General features: G+C 72.9%; 13 protein-coding genes. 10 read left to right on the top strand and 3 right to left on the bottom strand.

Going from position 1 to position 15,151, the window contains the following annotated elements:
- Both AAW13_RS23690 and AAW13_RS23685 read right to left on the bottom strand, forming a co-directional pair.
- A partial coding sequence (locus AAW13_RS23690; protein ID WP_143145038.1) for a hypothetical protein occupies positions 1–202 on the bottom strand: 202 nt, incomplete at its 3' end.
- A gap of 164 nt (positions 203–366) precedes the next feature.
- A complete protein-coding gene (locus AAW13_RS23685; RefSeq protein WP_046727485.1) occupies positions 367–1,557 on the bottom strand; it encodes a hypothetical protein in 1,191 nt (396 codons plus the stop codon).
- A 568-nt stretch (positions 1,558–2,125) separates the two neighbouring features.
- On the opposite strand from AAW13_RS23685, the gene epsC reads away from it, so the two are divergent.
- The 10 genes from epsC to AAW13_RS23635 all read left to right on the top strand — a co-directional run bounded on the left by epsC (position 2,126) and on the right by AAW13_RS23635 (position 12,586).
- Complete coding sequence (gene epsC, locus AAW13_RS23680) at positions 2,126–2,695, top strand: serine O-acetyltransferase EpsC (protein WP_046727501.1); 570 nt, start codon at positions 2,126–2,128, stop codon at positions 2,693–2,695.
- 152 nt (positions 2,696–2,847) lie between these two features.
- Complete coding sequence (locus AAW13_RS23675) at positions 2,848–3,834, top strand: PLP-dependent cysteine synthase family protein (protein WP_046727486.1); 987 nt, start codon at positions 2,848–2,850, stop codon at positions 3,832–3,834.
- Positions 3,831–4,298 carry a cupin domain-containing protein gene (locus tag AAW13_RS23670; protein ID WP_046727487.1) on the top strand — a complete coding sequence of 156 codons (468 nt, stop codon included), beginning with the start codon at positions 3,831–3,833 and terminating at the stop codon, positions 4,296–4,298. Before AAW13_RS23675 ends, AAW13_RS23670 begins: the two co-directional genes overlap by 4 nt.
- A gap of 91 nt (positions 4,299–4,389) precedes the next feature.
- Complete coding sequence (locus tag AAW13_RS23665) at positions 4,390–5,358, top strand: DMT family transporter (protein ID WP_046727488.1); 969 nt, start codon at positions 4,390–4,392, stop codon at positions 5,356–5,358.
- A 433-nt stretch (positions 5,359–5,791) separates the two neighbouring features.
- Positions 5,792–6,610 (top strand): cupin domain-containing protein, encoded by an 819-nt coding sequence (locus tag AAW13_RS23660; protein WP_046727489.1) that lies wholly within the window; start codon positions 5,792–5,794, stop codon positions 6,608–6,610.
- A 7-nt stretch (positions 6,611–6,617) separates the two neighbouring features.
- Positions 6,618–8,486 carry an asparagine synthase (glutamine-hydrolyzing) gene (asnB, locus tag AAW13_RS23655; RefSeq protein WP_046727490.1) on the top strand — a complete coding sequence of 623 codons (1,869 nt, stop codon included), beginning with the start codon at positions 6,618–6,620 and terminating at the stop codon, positions 8,484–8,486.
- Entirely contained in the window at positions 8,483–9,517 is a 1,035-nt protein-coding gene (locus AAW13_RS23650; RefSeq protein ID WP_046727491.1) for a PrpF domain-containing protein, read from the top strand. The genes asnB and AAW13_RS23650 overlap by 4 nt, the downstream gene beginning before the upstream one ends.
- A complete protein-coding gene (locus AAW13_RS23645) occupies positions 9,496–10,671 on the top strand; it encodes an acyl-CoA dehydrogenase family protein (protein WP_079178932.1) in 1,176 nt (391 codons plus the stop codon). Before AAW13_RS23650 ends, AAW13_RS23645 begins: the two co-directional genes overlap by 22 nt.
- On the top strand, positions 10,659–12,062 hold the full coding sequence (locus AAW13_RS23640) for a dihydroorotase (RefSeq protein WP_046727492.1): 1,404 nt from the start codon (positions 10,659–10,661) through the stop codon (positions 12,060–12,062). The genes AAW13_RS23645 and AAW13_RS23640 overlap by 13 nt, the downstream gene beginning before the upstream one ends.
- Positions 12,059–12,586 (top strand): flavin reductase family protein, encoded by a 528-nt coding sequence (locus AAW13_RS23635; RefSeq protein ID WP_240528708.1) that lies wholly within the window; start codon positions 12,059–12,061, stop codon positions 12,584–12,586. Before AAW13_RS23640 ends, AAW13_RS23635 begins: the two co-directional genes overlap by 4 nt.
- Before the next feature lie 77 nt (positions 12,587–12,663).
- On the opposite strand, the gene AAW13_RS23630 is transcribed toward AAW13_RS23635, so the two are convergent.
- Complete coding sequence (locus AAW13_RS23630; RefSeq protein ID WP_046727493.1) at positions 12,664–15,141, bottom strand: Orn/Lys/Arg family decarboxylase; 2,478 nt, start codon at positions 15,139–15,141, stop codon at positions 12,664–12,666.
- Between the last annotated feature and the right edge of the window lie 10 nt (positions 15,142–15,151).

The raw sequence follows: 15,151 nt of genomic DNA, 5'->3' as shown, positions 1-15,151 counted from the left end.
CACCGACCGCGACCACGTTCGGACCCTCGTCGGACGTGGGCGTGAGGGCGTGGACGAGGGAGACGCGGGGCACGAGGTTCGGGCCTTCGTCCGAGGCGGGGCCCGTGGCCGTCGCGCCCACGGCGACACCGAGGCCGAGAGCCACGGTGATCGCCGCGGTGGCGAAGAGGCCCGCCGAGGTTCCGAAACCCTTGCTGGTCATGAGGTCCGCCTTCTGTCGTCGCGGTCTGCGGTGCTGACAGAAAGAAAGGTCTCGTCGGCCGCTCCCGGGACATTCCGCATCCGTTACCGGGACGTCGGCCCCGGAAGGGAAGGACTCGGGAAGGGGTTCGGGACACCGGGATCCGCCCCCGGCGGTGTGCCGGCTCAGGCGCGGTCGGGGCGGCGGCTTATCTCGGCGCGCAGCAGCCTGCCCACCGCCGCGACGGTTCCCGCGGCGTCCTGCGGCGAGTCCGCGCTCAGCATCACGTAGCCCTCGGAGCTGTGGCCGTCGCCGGGGATGTCGTCCCCGGACTCGTACGGGAAGTGCACCCGGTGGACACCCGGCAGCTCGGTCACCGCTTCCAGTCCGGACACCGACAACAGCCGTCCCGTCGGCAACCGGTAGGTCGCCACCGCCGCGTACCGGTCGGCCGTCGGCGCGCTCACCGGCTTCCCGGCGAGCGCCTGCACCAGTTCCTCGTCCGCGCTGAAGCCCGTCGCGACCTCGATCAGGGAGGCCAGCGGTTCGTCGGGGAACCCGGACCGGGACCGGACCACCCGCGGTCCGTCGGCCGTCAGCACGACCACGGTGTAGGCGTACCCGAACTCGTATCCGGCGAGGTCGAGCAGTTCGGTCACGATCGCGCGTGCCTCCGCCTCGTCCCGTTCCGCCAGGGGCGCCGGGAAGAGGTGGCAGCCCGGGTGCCAGGCGCCGTGCAGGGCCACCACGCCCAGGACCCGGTGCATTCCGTCGGCCGTCAGGGTCACCACGCCGTACTCGGGGCCTTCCAGGTACTGCTCGACCAGGTAGGCCCGCTCTCCCGCCGGCTCCCCCGCGGTCGCCCGACCGGTGCCGGAGGCCAGAGAGCGAACGGTGACCGGGCCGCCGATCTCCTCGACCGCGGCGGGCAGTTCCTGTGCGGTGCGGGCCCGCGCGGCCGGGACGTAGGAGTGCCGGCTGCCGTTGAGCAGGGCCCGCATCGCGGCGGGCTCACCTAGCAGACGGGCCGCGTCGGCCGGGTTGGGTGTCACGCCCAGGCGGGCCGCGGTCCCGGCGACCGCGGGCAGTTCGGCCGTGCCGGCGAGAGCCAGCAGCCGTTGCGTGCCGTGCGCGTGGACCGACACCGTGATGGCTTCGGTCAGCGCGGCCTCGTCGGTGAGGTCGACAAGGTCCACGGGCACCCCCGGCGGGATGGTGCCGTCCGTGGGCAGCGGTGTGTCGGTGAGTATCCGTACGGCGAAACCGGCGGCGACTGCCGCGCGTACGAGGCGCGGCGACGGGCAGATCAGCAGCAGCCGCTGCGCGGCGTCGCTTGCCGGACATGGGTCTTGTTCGTGGTCGGCCGTCGCACTCATGGCTGGGTCCTCGTCTCCTCGGCGGCGGCCGGGATCCGCCGGACGCCGTGGTCGCTCGCGTTCCGGGTACCCCGGACAACTGATCGTTCGTACATGGGTGATTGCTCTCTCGCAGGGTGAGTCGCGCGGCCGGCCGTCCTGGCCGTGCCCCCCGCGCATACGGGCGCGGAGCGGCGCTCGGGGGGAGTGTCCCGCCGGGCGTTCCCGGATCGCTCCCCCGCCGCTCCCGGTCGGGGCCCGGAGGTTCGTCGGCGGCTGTCCGGTCCCGGCCGGGGCGGATGGTCGCGGCCGGGGATCCGGGCGGGAAGAGAACGGGAACGGCGGCGGCGATGCTCTCCCCGAGGCCCGGACCCCACCGTGACCGCCGGGTTCCGGGTTCCCCGCTCTTCCCCGGGACACGGGTCCCGGCCCCTTCTGCGACCGCCCCCCGATGACTGGAGACTCCGTGAGCGCCACTTCCAAGGAGCCCGCGTCCGTCCTGCCGTTCCGGCGGGCCGGCTCGGACGCCGCCCGCGCCGTGCCGTCCGCCACCCCTCCCGACCTGACCGGCACCGGTCTCCTCCGCCTGATGCGCGAGGACCTGCGTGTCGTCGTGGAGCGGGACCCCTCCGTCCGTGGCCGCCTGGAGGCGGCGCTGCACCCCGCGCTGACCGCGCTGTGGACGCACCGGGTGGCGCACCGGCTGCACACCCGGGGGCACCGGATGACGGCGCGCCTGCTGGCCCGCTGGGCACGCCGGCTGACCGCCGTCGAGATCCACCCCGGTGCGGTGCTCGGCCGCCGGGTCTTCATCGACCACGGAGCGGCGGTGGTGATCGGCGAGACCTGCACCGTCGGCGACGACGTGACGATCTACCACCAGGTGACGCTGGGCGCGGTCGGCTGGTGGAGCGACAACGCCCGGCCGGAGGGCGACCGCCGGCATCCGGTGGTGGGCCGCAACGTCATCCTCGGGACCAACGCCACCGTGCTCGGCCCGGTGACGGTCGGCGACGACGCGGTGATCGGCGCGCAGGCCCTGGTCAACAAGGACGTGCCGCCGGGGATGCGGATGCTGGCGGCCACCGCCACCGGACGGAAGCCGAGCCGCCCGGCCGAGGATGTCGTCGCGAGCATCGCGTCGGCCGGTTCCTGGTAGCCCGGGGCCACGGTCCGTCTCCTCCCCCCTCCCCTCCGGCCGACCCAACCTGCATGGCCCTGGCCCGACTTGATTAGGCCCCATCCAGCTCATCCAACTCATCCAACGCATGACGCATGACTCATCCGCTTCATCTGACGAGGGATCACATCATGCCCACCCTGGCACCCCGCCCGCCCCGTTCACCCCTGCCGCCCTTGGTCCGCCCGGCCGTCGCCGACGGGATCGACGACCTGGTGGGGGCCACCCCGCTGATCCGCCTCAGACTCCAGGGCCTGGCGCCGGGCGCCGAGGTGCTGGCCAAGCTGGAGGCGGCCAACCCGATGTCCAGCAGCAAGGACCGAGCGGCGCTGTACATGCTGAAGGCCGCCGAGGCGCGCGGCGATCTGGCGCCGGGCGGCACGATCGTCGAGGCCACCTCCGGCAACACCGGTATCTCACTCGCCGCGCTGGCCGCGGCGCGCGGCTACCGCTGTGTCATCGTGCTGCCGGACAACGCGACGACCGAGCGGGTCCGCCTGCTGTCGGCGCTGGGCGCCGAAGTCGTGCAGACCCCGGCCGAGTTGGGCTACCCGGGCGCGATCGAGAAGGCCGAGGAGATCCACGCGGCCACCGCCGGTTCCTGGTTCCCCTGCCAGCACGAGAACGCGGACAACGTCGAGGCCCACTACGCCACGACGGGTCCCGAGATCACCGCCGCCCTCGCCGCGACCGGGCGCCGCGCCGACACCCTCGTCTGCGCGGTCGGCACCGGGGGGACCCTCACCGGCATCGGCCGTCACCTGCGCGAGCAGGACCCCGACGTGCGGATCGTCGCCGTCGAGCCGGAGGGTTCCCCGCTGCTGTCGGCCGGGCGCGCCGGACGTCACCGCATCCCCGGTCTCAACGGCGGTTTCGTCGCTCCGACCACCGATGTCTCCCTGATCGACGAGGCGATCGCCGTCAGTGACGCGGACGCGCTGCGTACCGCCCGCGAACTCGCCGCCGGACAGGGCCTGTTCGTGGGCGTGTCCGCCGGGGCCGCGGTGTACGCGGCGCGCCTGGTGGCCGCCCGTCCCGAGTACCGCGACCGGTGTGTCGTGACCGTTCTGCCGGACACCGGCGAGCGCTATCTGAGTATGTGGGAAGAGAGCTCATGACTCTTCTGGTGTCGACCCTGAAGAGGTTCGGTGACGCCGTCACGGTCCGGATCGGGCAGACGACGACCACCCGGTACATCGCCCTCGCCGAGACCACCGACGGCCGTCTCGGCCTCTTCCACCACCACATGCTGCCGGGCGCCGCCGGAGCGGCCCCGCACTACCACACCCGTATCTCGGAGTCCTTCTACGTCATCTCGGGCGAGGTCACCGTCCACGACGGCACGGGCTGGCACAAGGCCCACGCCGGCGACTTCCTGCACGTGCCCGAGCACGCCGTGCACGGCTTCCGCAACGACAGTGACGCGCCCGCGGAGATGCTGATCATCTTCACGCCCGCGGAGAACCGCGAGGCCTACTTCACGGGCCTGGCGGAGCTCCTCGCCGACGGCAACGTGCCGACGCGGGCCGAGATGGTGGCGCTGATGGAGAAGTACGACCAGTTCGAGATCGACGAGACCTGATCCCGCGTTCCCTCCGTCCCACTCCCTGTTCCACTCCCCCGTTCCCTGTTCCACTCCCCCGTCCCCGTTCGCAACCTCCAGGAGTCATCGGATGCATCCCGTCAACTGGGCCCGCTTCGGGCTGCTCGCCGCGCTGTGGGGGTGCAGCTTCGCCTTCATCAAGGTGTCGCTGCACGCCTTCGCGCCTCTCCAACTCGCCTTCGGACGGCTCCTCGTGGGCGCCGTCGTGGTCTCGGTGATCCTGACCGTGACCAAGGGCTCCTTCCCGGGCCGCCAGGTCTGGGGGCACATCGTCGTCGCGTCGGTCTTCGGCAACGTCGTGCCGTTCACCCTCTTCGCCGTCGGGGAGCAGCACACCACCGCGAGCGTGGCCGGCGTCATCCAGGGCGCCACTCCGCTGGTCACCCTGGGGCTCGCCGCCATGGCCATCCGCACGGAGAAGCCCACGGCCCGCAAGGTGGCCGGGCTCGTGATCGGCTTCGCCGGGCTGATCGTGGTCGTCGGACCCTGGCACACCGACGGATTCGGTTCCGTCGGCGGCCAACTCGCCTGTGTCGGCGCGGCGGTCAGCTACGCGATCAGCTTCGTCTACGTCCGCCGCTTCATCGCCCCGTACAAGATCCCGGCGCTCGCCGTGACCGCGGGGCAGCTCACCTCCGCCATGGTCATCACCGGTCTGATCACCGCGTTCACCGTCGGCTGGGACCTGCCGGGCGAGCTGACGGCGGGCCCGCTGCTCTCGCTGCTGGTCCTCGGCGGCGCCTCCACGGGCATCGCCTTCGCCCTGATGAACCGGCTCATCGCGGACGCCGGCCCCACCACCGCGTCCGGCGTCAACTACCTGGTCCCGGTGTTCTCCGTGATCGTCGGCTCGGCCGCCCTCGGCGAGAGCATCACCTGGAACGTACCGGTGGGCGGCGCCGTGGTCATCGCCGCGCTGGCCCTGGCGGAGGGACGGCTGCCACTGCCGGCGCGCCGTGCCGCCGGCTCTCCGGTGGCGCAGAAGGTGACACCGGTGGCCGACCGTTCCCAGACCGCGGCCGCCCGCGAGGCCTGCTGACGGGTCTTTCCCACCGGCCGGTCACGGCCTCCGCGTGAACGCCGTACGGCGCGCCCCTGCCCGGGGGTGCGCCGTACGGCGTTCACGTGTGCGCGGCCACCACCCGGGACGCCGACGGCCACCGCACGGTCCCGGCCGCCGCCCCGGCCGTTCCCCGAGGGGCCACCGGGGCCGGGAGCGGCCCGGGAGACAACCGGGAACCCGTCGCGCGAACCTTCCATAGAGCAAGGGAAACGCCACGACAGAGCAAGGGAAACGCCGCGACGGCCCCGCACCTGCCGACGTGAGCGCCTTCCCCTGTCAGCCGCCCCCGCCGGTCCCGGACCGGCCACTTTCGGTCCCTGACCGGCCACCGCCGGGCTTCCCGCTCCCCCACCGCACCCGCCGGCCGGCATCTCCCCAGCAGGCCTTCGAACACAGGAAGCAGCCCAGCATGCCCGCATCCTCCGCAGCCCCCGCCGTCACCGCACTGGGTGACGCCCGCATCATCACCGCGGCCGAGTTCGCGTTCCATCCCGTTCCCGGTGGCCGCACCACGGTGGCGACACCCGTCAGTCCGGCGGCGGGCGCCACCCATGTCACCCTGCACGTCGTCCGGATCGCGGCCGGCGAGTCGTACACGCCCGAGCACAGCGTCTCCGAGGAGAACACCGTCGTGGTCTTCGCGGGCGCCGGCACCGCCGCGGTCGGCGAGCACGCCCGTCCCGTCGAACGTGGTTCGGCCGCCTACGCCCCGACCGGCCACGTCCTCACCCTCAGCGCCGACGGCCCGGGAATGACCGCGTACGTGTGGCGCACACCGCTCGCCGGCGCCCCCGTCGGCAGCGACCCGGTCCTGCACTCCTCGCTCTGGGACGACACCACGCAGCTGCGCGGTTTCGACGGGACCGGCCAGGTCGAGGCCGCCGAACGCCGGGCCACCATGAACTTCGTCTTCTGGCCCGGCACCGGCAGCAGCCGGCTGTGCCTGCACTGCGGCATCCAGCAGCCGGGCGAGACCTTCAACGTGCACATCCACCCCGACAGCGACGAGGCGTTCATCGCCTTCGAGGGCGTCGGCCAGATGTACCTGCGCGACCGCTGGATCGACGTCGGCGCCGGAGACGTCCTGTACGCGGCGCCCGGCGTCCTGCACGGGGCCCGCAACCCGCACACCGGCCCCGCCGCCCGCCGGTTCGTCACCTGCGGCGGTCCCAGCCCGTACGACCCGGCGCTCTACTCCGCCGCCGGCCACTCCTCACAGGTCAGGTGAAAGCAGCGTGTGCCGCATATACGGAACCTTCAACGTCCACTCCGACGAGGCCGAACTGCGCCGCGTCGCCGACCTGATGCACCACGGCGGTCCCGACGCCCAGGGAGTCACCCACCGGGCCGACTGGGCGCTCGGCAACAACCGGCTGTCCATCATGGACCCCGAGGGCGGCGCCCAGCCCTACCACCTCGGCCGGATCACGGTGGTCTTCAACGGCGAGATCTACAACCACCGCGAGCTGCGGGAGCGGCTGACCGGGCTGGGCTTCCACTTCGACGACCAGTGCGACGGGTCGATCCTGCCCGCGCTGTACCTGACCTACGGTGACCGGTTCGCAGAACAGCTGGACGGCATGTACTCCGTCGCTGTCATGGACCTGCGGTCCACGCCCCGGATGGTGCTGGCCACCGACGACTCGGGCATGAAACCGCTCTACTACCACTGGGAGCGCGCCACCGGCCGCCTCCGGTTCGCCTCGGAACTGCCGGCCCTGCTCGGCTTCACCGGAGTTCGGGCCGAGGAGGACGAGACGGGTCTGGACGCGTACCTGACGTCCAAGACCCCGTTCGGGGACCGCACCATGTTCCGGGGCGTGCGGGTGCTGCCGCCCGCCGCGACCGCCGTGGTCAGCCACCGCGACGGACTGCGCATCAGGCACCGTCCGATGGCCCACGAGCAGGGCCTGCGCCCCGACGAGGGCCGCTCCCTGGAACAGGCCGGCGAGCAGTTGCGCGCCCTGCTGTCCGACGAGGTGGCCCGGCTCCTGGTGGCGGACGCCCCGGTCGCGGCCGTCACCTCGGGCGGGCTCGACTCCAGCCTGGTCACGGCACTCGCGGCCCGGGCGCTGCGGGCCGGCGGCGGACACGGCGGCCTGCACACCTTCAACATCGCCTACACCGGTACCTGGCCCAGCGACGAACGCGCCTACGCCGCCGAGGTCGCACGCGCCGCGGGCACCCGCCACCACCAGGTCGAGATCGACCCGGCGACCTTCCCGGACCTGATGGGCGACGTGGTGCGCCACCTCGGGCAGCCCAACGCCGACCCGATCACCCTGTCCACGTTCTCCCTCTTCCGCGCGGTGCGCGACGCCGGCTTCAAGGTCGCCCTCACCGGCGACGCGGCGGACGAACTCTTCGGCGGCTACGCCCGTATGACGCAGGCCGTCGCCGCGCACCACGGCTCGGACTGGGTCGAGGACTACCTCGACCACCTGGCCGCCGTCCCCCGGGCGCTGCGCGAGAGCCTGTACACCGACGAGTACGCCTTCGCGGTGCGCGCGGCCGGACCGGCCCTGCCGGCGGACATCCGGCAGATCCTGCGGAGCAGCCCCGGCACCCGGCTCCAGCGCATCGCGGCCGTGGAGCAGCGCTACCGGCTGCCCGCCTACCACCTGCGGCGCGTCGACCACCTGTCGATGGCCAGCTCCATCGAGGTACGGCTGCCGTTCTGCCAGCCCTCCGTCGTACGCTTCGCCGCCACGCTCACCGACAGCCACCGGCTGGTGCCGGGACTGGGCGTGAAGCGGGCCCTGTACCAGGCCGCGGGGGGACTGATCCCGCGCAGTGTGCTCGACCGCCCCAAGCAGCCCTTCACCCTCCCGGTCACCGCGATGCTCGCGCCCGGCCAGCCGCTGTGGGCCCTCGCCCGCGACGTGCTGTCCCCCGAGACGCTCCGCGCCGACGGCCGGATCCGCCCGGAGCGGGTGGACGCGCTCTTCGAGGAGCAGGCCGTCCGGCCCGGCGACAGCGTCTCGTTGGCCCTGTGGTCGCTGATGTCGCACCAGCTGTGGCGTCAGGAGTTCTTCGCGACGGCGGCGACCACGGCCCCCGCCGCGCTGCGCACGCCGGACCGGGTTCTGCTGGAGGCGGCATGAGCGTCAGCCTCGCGCGAGCGCACGGCACCCCCTGCCCGACGGCCGTGGTCGACGCGCGCACCCTGCCCACCTCGGAACCCGAACTCCTCGACCGGCTCACCCGGTTACGCACGGCCCTGGCCGACCACGGGGCCGCGGACGTCCTGAAGAACGCGCTCGTCCAGCCGTCCCGGCACCCGTTGTTCGACCTGGACTACCGGTTCGTCCAATCGATGCCGGACCGGCTCGACAGCTTCGACCTGCGCGGTTCCTGCGGGCACTCCATCCTGGCCGCCGTGGAGGCGGCCGCCCGTACCGGCATGATCCAGCCTCTCGTGGCGGGCTGCCGGGTCCGCGTGAACGTGCTCAACAACGGGGACAACGTGGTGTGCGAGGCCGAGGAGACCTCCGCGGAGGGCACCCGCTTCACCGCCCACTTCCTGTGCTCGCCGCCGCGGCCGGTCAACGAGCTGCTGATCACCGGTGAACCGGTCACCGGCATCCGCTTCGAAGGGCGCACGGTCCCCGTCTCCCTGGTCTCGATGGGCAATCCGTACCTCTTCGTGAACGCCGCGGAACTCGGTGTCCGCACGGTCGAGGAGCTCTTCACCGACGATCCCGTCCTGTTCGACCGGATGAGCCGGCTGCGTCTCGCGGTGTGCGGGGCGCAGGGCTGGGACACGGCCGGCGCCTTCCCGAAGGTGGCCGCGCTGCTTCCCGACGGCCTCGGCGCCCTCGCCGTGCGCGCCATCTCCGTACCGTCCTGGCATCCGACCGTGGCCCTCACCGGTGCGACCTGCCTCGCCGCGGGCGCCGCCGTGGCGGGCACGATCCCGTACCTGCTGTCCGGTGCCGCGGACCAGCCGGAGGACGGCATGCTCGCCCTGCGCACGCCCGGCGCCACCGTCCGCGCCTCGGCGCGTACGACGGGCGGTCCCGGCGACCGCAGGCTCGCCTGGATCTCCGTCGCGGAGAAGCAGGTCGACTACCGCGGCCCGTTCCTTCCCGCCTCCACCTCCGAGGAGTTGTCATGGCTTCCGCTGACAGCCTGACCGTGCCCGACGTGCCCACGCTCACCGAGGCGCCCGTCACCCGGCCCGGCACCACGCTGCCCGTCTCGCTGCGGGAGCGTCTCGCCGCCTGCGCGCGGGCCGCGGACGCCACCGGCGAACCCGACCGGCCGGCACTGGCCCTGCTGCGCGAGTCCGGGCTGCTCGGTCTGGCGCTGCCGTACGAGTACGGCGGCTCCGGTGCCGACGCCCACGGCCTGAACACGGCCGTCGAACAGGTGGCGCAGGTCAACGCCTCCGCGTCGATCATGCTGTTCCAGCACTACGCGGTCAGCAGGCGCATCCTCGAACACGGCAGTCCGGCGCTGCGCCGCAGGCTGCTGCCCCGGCTCGCCCGGGGTGACTGGCTCGCCGCCTCCGCCTGGAGCGAGACGGGCGCGGGGGCGAACAAGAAGCACCTGTCCACCACCGCCCGCCGCACGTCCGACGGCGGCTGGGTCGTCGACGGCGCCAAGTCCTTCACCACCAGCGCCGGCCTCGCCGACATCTACCTGGTGCTCGCCCAGACCGAACAGGCCGCCGCGGACGCCGCTCCCGACACCGGTTACGGCGCCGCCGGCCAGACCTTCTTCCTGATCCCGGCCGACACCCCCGGGCTGGAGCCGGACACCTCGCTCCAGCTGACCGGCATGCGGGGGTCGGCGACCGGCTTCGTCTCCGTGCACGACTGCCGTGTCCCGGACACCGCACGGCTGGGACCGGTCGGTACGGCCGCCTCGATCATCGCCGGGGTCCGGGACAGCGGCGCCACGCTCGGCGCCGTCTCCGTGGGGCTCGCTCAGGCGGCCCTCGACCTCGCCCACGAGCACGCCGAGCGGCGGGGGCTGACGGCCCAGCAGGCCGTCCGGCACCGTCTGGTCGACATCGCCTGCGAGGTGGAGGCGGCCCGGGCGATCGTCGAACGGACCGGCCGGCGTACGGCTCCCGATCCCGGGATCGCGACGCTGCACTCCAAGCTCTTCGCCGCCTCGGCCGCCGAGCGTGTCGTCAACGCCGTGGAGCGGTTGCTGGGTTCGGCCGGCTATGTCGCCTCGCACGAGATCAACCGCTACGGCCGCGACGCGCGCGCGGTCGCGCTGATGGGACCGACCAACGACCTCTGCAAGGAACTGGTGAGTCTGACGTGGAACAGGTGAAGCCCGGGTCCGCCGGCCGGCCCGCCGATCTGATCGTCGAGGGCGGCCGCCTCGTGACCCCCGACGGCGTCCGCGACGCGACGGTACTCGTCCGCGACGGCCGGATAGCCGAACTGCCCGCGCCCGGGGCGCCGTTGCCCCCGGGTCCGCGGATCGACGCCCGCGGTCACTACGTGCTGCCGGGACTGATCGACTCCCATGTCCACTTCCGCACCCCGGGCCTGGAGTACAAGGAGAACTGGGACCACGGCAGCCGGGCCGCCCTCGTCGGCGGTGTGACGACCGTGGTCGACATGCCCAACACCCGGCCGCCGTCGCTGGACGAGGCCGCGCTGCTCGCCAAGGCCGAGCTGGTCCAGGGCACTTCGTGGACCGACTACCGCTTCCACATGGGCGCCGACCCGGACCGTCCCGAGCTCCTGGCCGAGCTCGATCCGCGGATCGCGACCTCGGCGAAGATCTTCATGGCCGGCCACCACACGGCCCCGGTGGTGTTCCGCGACGACGAGCAGCTGCGGCGGGCCTTCGCCGCGGCCGCCCGTGGCGGTGTCCGCCTCGTCCTGCACGCGGAGGACCAGCACGTCTTCGACCTCCTCGACGCGGACGCGGGGATCCCCGACTCGTACGGTCAGTACGAGCCGCACCGCCCCCGCTCGGGTGGCATCGTCGCCGTGGCCCAGGTCATCAGGCTGGTCCGCGAGTACGGCACGAAGGCCCACATCCTGCACGTGTCGTCGGCGGAGGAGGCCGATCTGCTGACGGCGGCGGCCGCCGAGGGGCTGCCCCTCACGTTCGAAGTGACCGGCCACCACCTGTCGTTCACCCACGACGACACCACTCGGCGCGGCCCGCGTACCCGGCTCTCCCCCGCCATCCGCGAGTGCCGGGACCAGAAGCGGCTGTGGCGGGCCGTGCTGAACGGCGAGGCCGCCACGCTCGGCAGCGATCACGCGCCGCACACGGTCGAGGAGAAGAACCGCCCTCCGGCCGAGGCACCGCCGGGCCTGCCCGGGGTCCAGGAGCTGGCCACGGGCGTCTGGACCGGTCTGCTCACTCGCCGTACGCACCCGGACGAGGCCGCCGCGCACCTGGCCCGGCTGATGGGCGAGGGGCCTGCCCGGCTCTTCGACCTGCCGGGCAAGGGACGCCTCGAACCCGGGGCGGACGCCGATCTGGCACTGCTCGACCCGTCGGCGCGGTGGCAGTTCTCGGCTCATGACGTGCGGTCGCTGTGCGGCTGGTCCGCGTACGAGGGCTGGACCTTCACCGGCCGCTTCACCACCACGGTGCTGGCCGGCCGCGTCCGCTGGGACATCCGTACCGGCTTCACCGGCCGTCCTGAGGGCCGCTGGCTGCGGGGCTCCGCACGGCCGCTGGAGGTGGCCCGGTGAGCCCGGCCCTGCTGGCCGACCAGACCTCGGCCGCGATCGCTCCGGACCTCGCCGATTCCTTCCGGGCCGCCATGTCCGCCCTGGCCGCCCCCGTCACCATCGTCACCTGCTACGACGACCGGGGCAGACCGCGTGGCCTGACGGCGAGCGCCGTCAGTTCGCTGTCGCTGACCCCGCCGTTGTTCCTGGTCTGTCTCGACCGGGCCTCACGCACGCACGACGTGCTGACCGGGGCCGAGGACTTCGCCGTCCATCTGCTCGGCCCCGGCGAGGAGCACCTCGTCGACCGCTTCATGCAGCCGGCCGAACAGCGCTTCGCCGGCCTCCCTCTCGGTGCGGGACCCGACCGGGCCCCCGTGATCGCCGGCGTCTCCCTGGTGCTGCGCTGCGCCCGCCACCGGCTCCTGGAAGGAGGCGACCACACGATCCTGGTGGGCCGGGTCACCGAGGTGAGCGGCGAGCCCGCGCACGCCGGCGGTCTGCTCTGGCACCGACGCGGTTTCGCGCACGCGCGCCGACCGTGACCGCGGTGGGGGCTGCCGGCGCTGTCGCGACGGCAGCCCCCCGTGACGTGGTGCCCCGCCGTGCCGGCCTGCGTGGGTCACCGGCCGGGGTGCTGCGGTGCGTTGAGGCATTCCACCAGGTAGTCGCCGGTGTCCGGGTCCGTGGTGACGCCGTGGGCTTCGCTGCCGAAGCCGGGGAAGGTCCGGTCGAAGTCCTGGAGTGCGGTGAGGTAGCGCAGGAGGGGGCCGTCAGGGGCGCCGAGGGATTCGCCCGGCATGAGGACAGGGATGCCGGGCGGGGTGACGGTGACCATGGCGGCCGCGATCCGGCCGGCCGCGTCGGCCAGTCGGACTCGTTCGGTGCCGCCCCGGACGAGCTGCTGGTAGCAGTGACGGGGCGGGTGGACGGGGGTGGGCGGATGGTGGAAGGCGTCGTCGAGTGCGGTGACGAAGGCGCCGCGGGTCAGGTGCTGGTGCATCTGTCCGCACAGCTCGGGCAGGGTGGTGTTCCGGTAGCGGGCGGGGTGGCGTTCGGTGAGGGAGCTCAGGACGCGGTCGAGGGGGGCGTCGCTGTCGTAGAGGGCTTTGAAGTCCATGAGGGCGTCCATGAGCGTGCCCCACTTGCCCTTGGTGATGCCCATGGAGAACAGGACGAGGGTGCTGTAGCTGTCGGTCTTCTCGACGACGATCCCGCGGGTGGCCAGGTACTCCGTCAGGACGCGGGCGGGGACGCCCCACGGCTGGGTCTCGCCGGTGGCGGTGACACCGGGGCAGGTGACGGTGACCTTGACGGGGTCGAGGAGGCAGTAGCCTTCGGTGAGACCGTCGAAGCCGTGCCAGGACGCGCCGGGTTCGAGGTGCCAGCAGGACGGGTCCGTGGCGAGGAGCGCGGCGGGCGCGTCGGCGAAGGAGATCCGTGCGCCGGTGGCGGGGTCCGTGACCTCCTGGGGCTGCCACACGCCGAAGAACCAGTCCGGCCGGTCCCCCGCTGCGGAGATGCGGCGGCCCGTGCGGACGACGGCCTGACGGAAGCGGATCGCTTCGGTGACGGCCTCGTCGACCAGCCATTTGCCCTGCGGACCGTCCATCATCGCGGTCGCCACGTCGAGGGAGGCGATGGCCGGGTAGAAGGCCGAGGTGGTCCCGTGCATCATGAACGCCTCGTTGAACCGCTCGTGTTCGACGGGTGCCCGGGGGGCGGGACGGACGTGGACCATGGCGCACTGGGAGAGCGCGGCGAGGAGTTTGTGCGTGGAGTGGGTGGCGAACACGGTCGGCCGGTCGGTGTCGTCCAGGGTGTCCGGTCCTACCGCCATGCCGTAGCGGCCCTGGTAGAGGGGGTGGAAGCGGGCGTAGGCGAACCAGGCCTCGTCGAAGTGCAGGCGGGGGGTGCTCGGTGCCAGGGCGCGGGCGGTTGCCACCGTGTCGTAGCACAGGCCGTCGTAGGTGGAGTTGGTGACGACCGCGTACCGCGCCTCCGGTGAGACGGCGTCGGCGGTGAGCGGGTTGCCGGCGATACGGGCGGAGACCGCGTCCGGTGCGATGGCGGTCGGCGGAAGCGGGCCCGCGAGGCCGTAGCCGTTGCGGGTGGGTACGAGGTAGACGGGGCGGGCGCCGGAGACGACGAGGCCGTGCAGGACGGACTTGTGGCAGTTCCGGTCGACCAGGGCGATCTCGTCGGTGGTCACGCTGTAATGGCCCACCATGCGGTTGCAGGTGGAGTCGCCGTGCAGGACGAAGTAGGTGCGGTCGGAGCCGAAGACGCGCGCGGCGTTGCGTTCGGCCTCACCGATCGGTCCACTGTGCTCGTAGAGGGAGCCGAGTTCGCCGACGGAGATCGACAGGTCGGTGCGGAACAGGTGCTCGCCGTAGTAGTCGAAGAACGCCCGTCCGGCCGGTGACTTCAGGAAGGCCACCCCACCGGAGTGGGCGGGGGTGTGCCAGGAGTATTCGTGGGCGTCCTCGAACTTCTTGAGGGCACGGAAGAAGGGCGGCAGCACGTCCTTGAGGTAGGTGCGGGCGGCGGACGCGACGCGGCCGGCGATGAACGCGGGGGTGTCCTCCAGCGGCCAGATGTAGCCGACGACGGTCTCCGAGACCCACAGGGGGAGGTGTTCGAGGTCGTGGTCGGAGCCGGCGGTCATCAGGAGGAAGACGGGCAGGTCCTTGAAGCGGTGCCGGATCCGGTCCAGGACTTCGGCCCCGCCCGTGGAGGCCCGGCCGGTGATCGCCCCATCCGTGGAGGTCCCGCCCGTGAACGCCCCAGCCGTGGAGGTCCCGCCCGTGAACGCCCCAGCCGTGGAGGTCCCGCCCGTGGCCGCGGCCGCCTCGCCGGAGGTCGCCTCGGCCCGGTCGCGGAGACGGACCGTCGGTGCGGGCAGGTCCCAGGCCACCACCGCCGCCGCGATACCCGCCTCCGTCTGCAACACGGCCCGCGCGTCCCGCGCGTCCGCCGCCCACCGCGGCTCCAGTCCCCGGTTCTCGAGTTCCTTGCCGATCCGGCGCAGATGCTCGGCACTGACCCCGCCGCCGACAAGGTCCTCACGCAGTGCCAACAGCACCGTGCCACTCGCCATGGATCCGCCC

The organism is Streptomyces humi (assembly GCF_001005085.2).
Lineage (GTDB): Bacteria > Actinomycetota > Actinomycetes > Streptomycetales > Streptomycetaceae > Streptomyces > Streptomyces humi.
The sequence above is the reverse complement of the archived record's forward strand: the minus strand, read 5'-3'. Positions and strand labels throughout refer to the sequence as shown.

Excerpts from the sequence above, each read along its gene's own strand:
- AAW13_RS23685 (WP_046727485.1), bottom strand. The coding sequence starts at position 1,557 with ATGAGTGCGACGGCCGACCACGAACAAGACCCATGTCCGGCAAGCGAC.
- AAW13_RS23660 (WP_046727489.1), top strand. The coding sequence starts at position 5,792 with ATGCCCGCATCCTCCGCAGCCCCCGCCGTCACCGCACTGGGTGACGCC.
- AAW13_RS23675 (WP_046727486.1), top strand. The coding sequence starts at position 2,848 with ATGCCCACCCTGGCACCCCGCCCGCCCCGTTCACCCCTGCCGCCCTTG.
- AAW13_RS23630 (WP_046727493.1), bottom strand. The coding sequence starts at position 15,141 with ATGGCGAGTGGCACGGTGCTGTTGGCACTGCGTGAGGACCTTGTCGGC.
- AAW13_RS23650 (WP_046727491.1), top strand. The coding sequence starts at position 8,483 with ATGAGCGTCAGCCTCGCGCGAGCGCACGGCACCCCCTGCCCGACGGCC.
- AAW13_RS23670 (WP_046727487.1), top strand. The coding sequence starts at position 3,831 with ATGACTCTTCTGGTGTCGACCCTGAAGAGGTTCGGTGACGCCGTCACG.
- AAW13_RS23645 (WP_079178932.1), top strand. The coding sequence starts at position 9,496 with ATGGCTTCCGCTGACAGCCTGACCGTGCCCGACGTGCCCACGCTCACC.
- AAW13_RS23665 (WP_046727488.1), top strand. The coding sequence starts at position 4,390 with ATGCATCCCGTCAACTGGGCCCGCTTCGGGCTGCTCGCCGCGCTGTGG.
- epsC (WP_046727501.1), top strand. The coding sequence starts at position 2,126 with ATGCGCGAGGACCTGCGTGTCGTCGTGGAGCGGGACCCCTCCGTCCGT.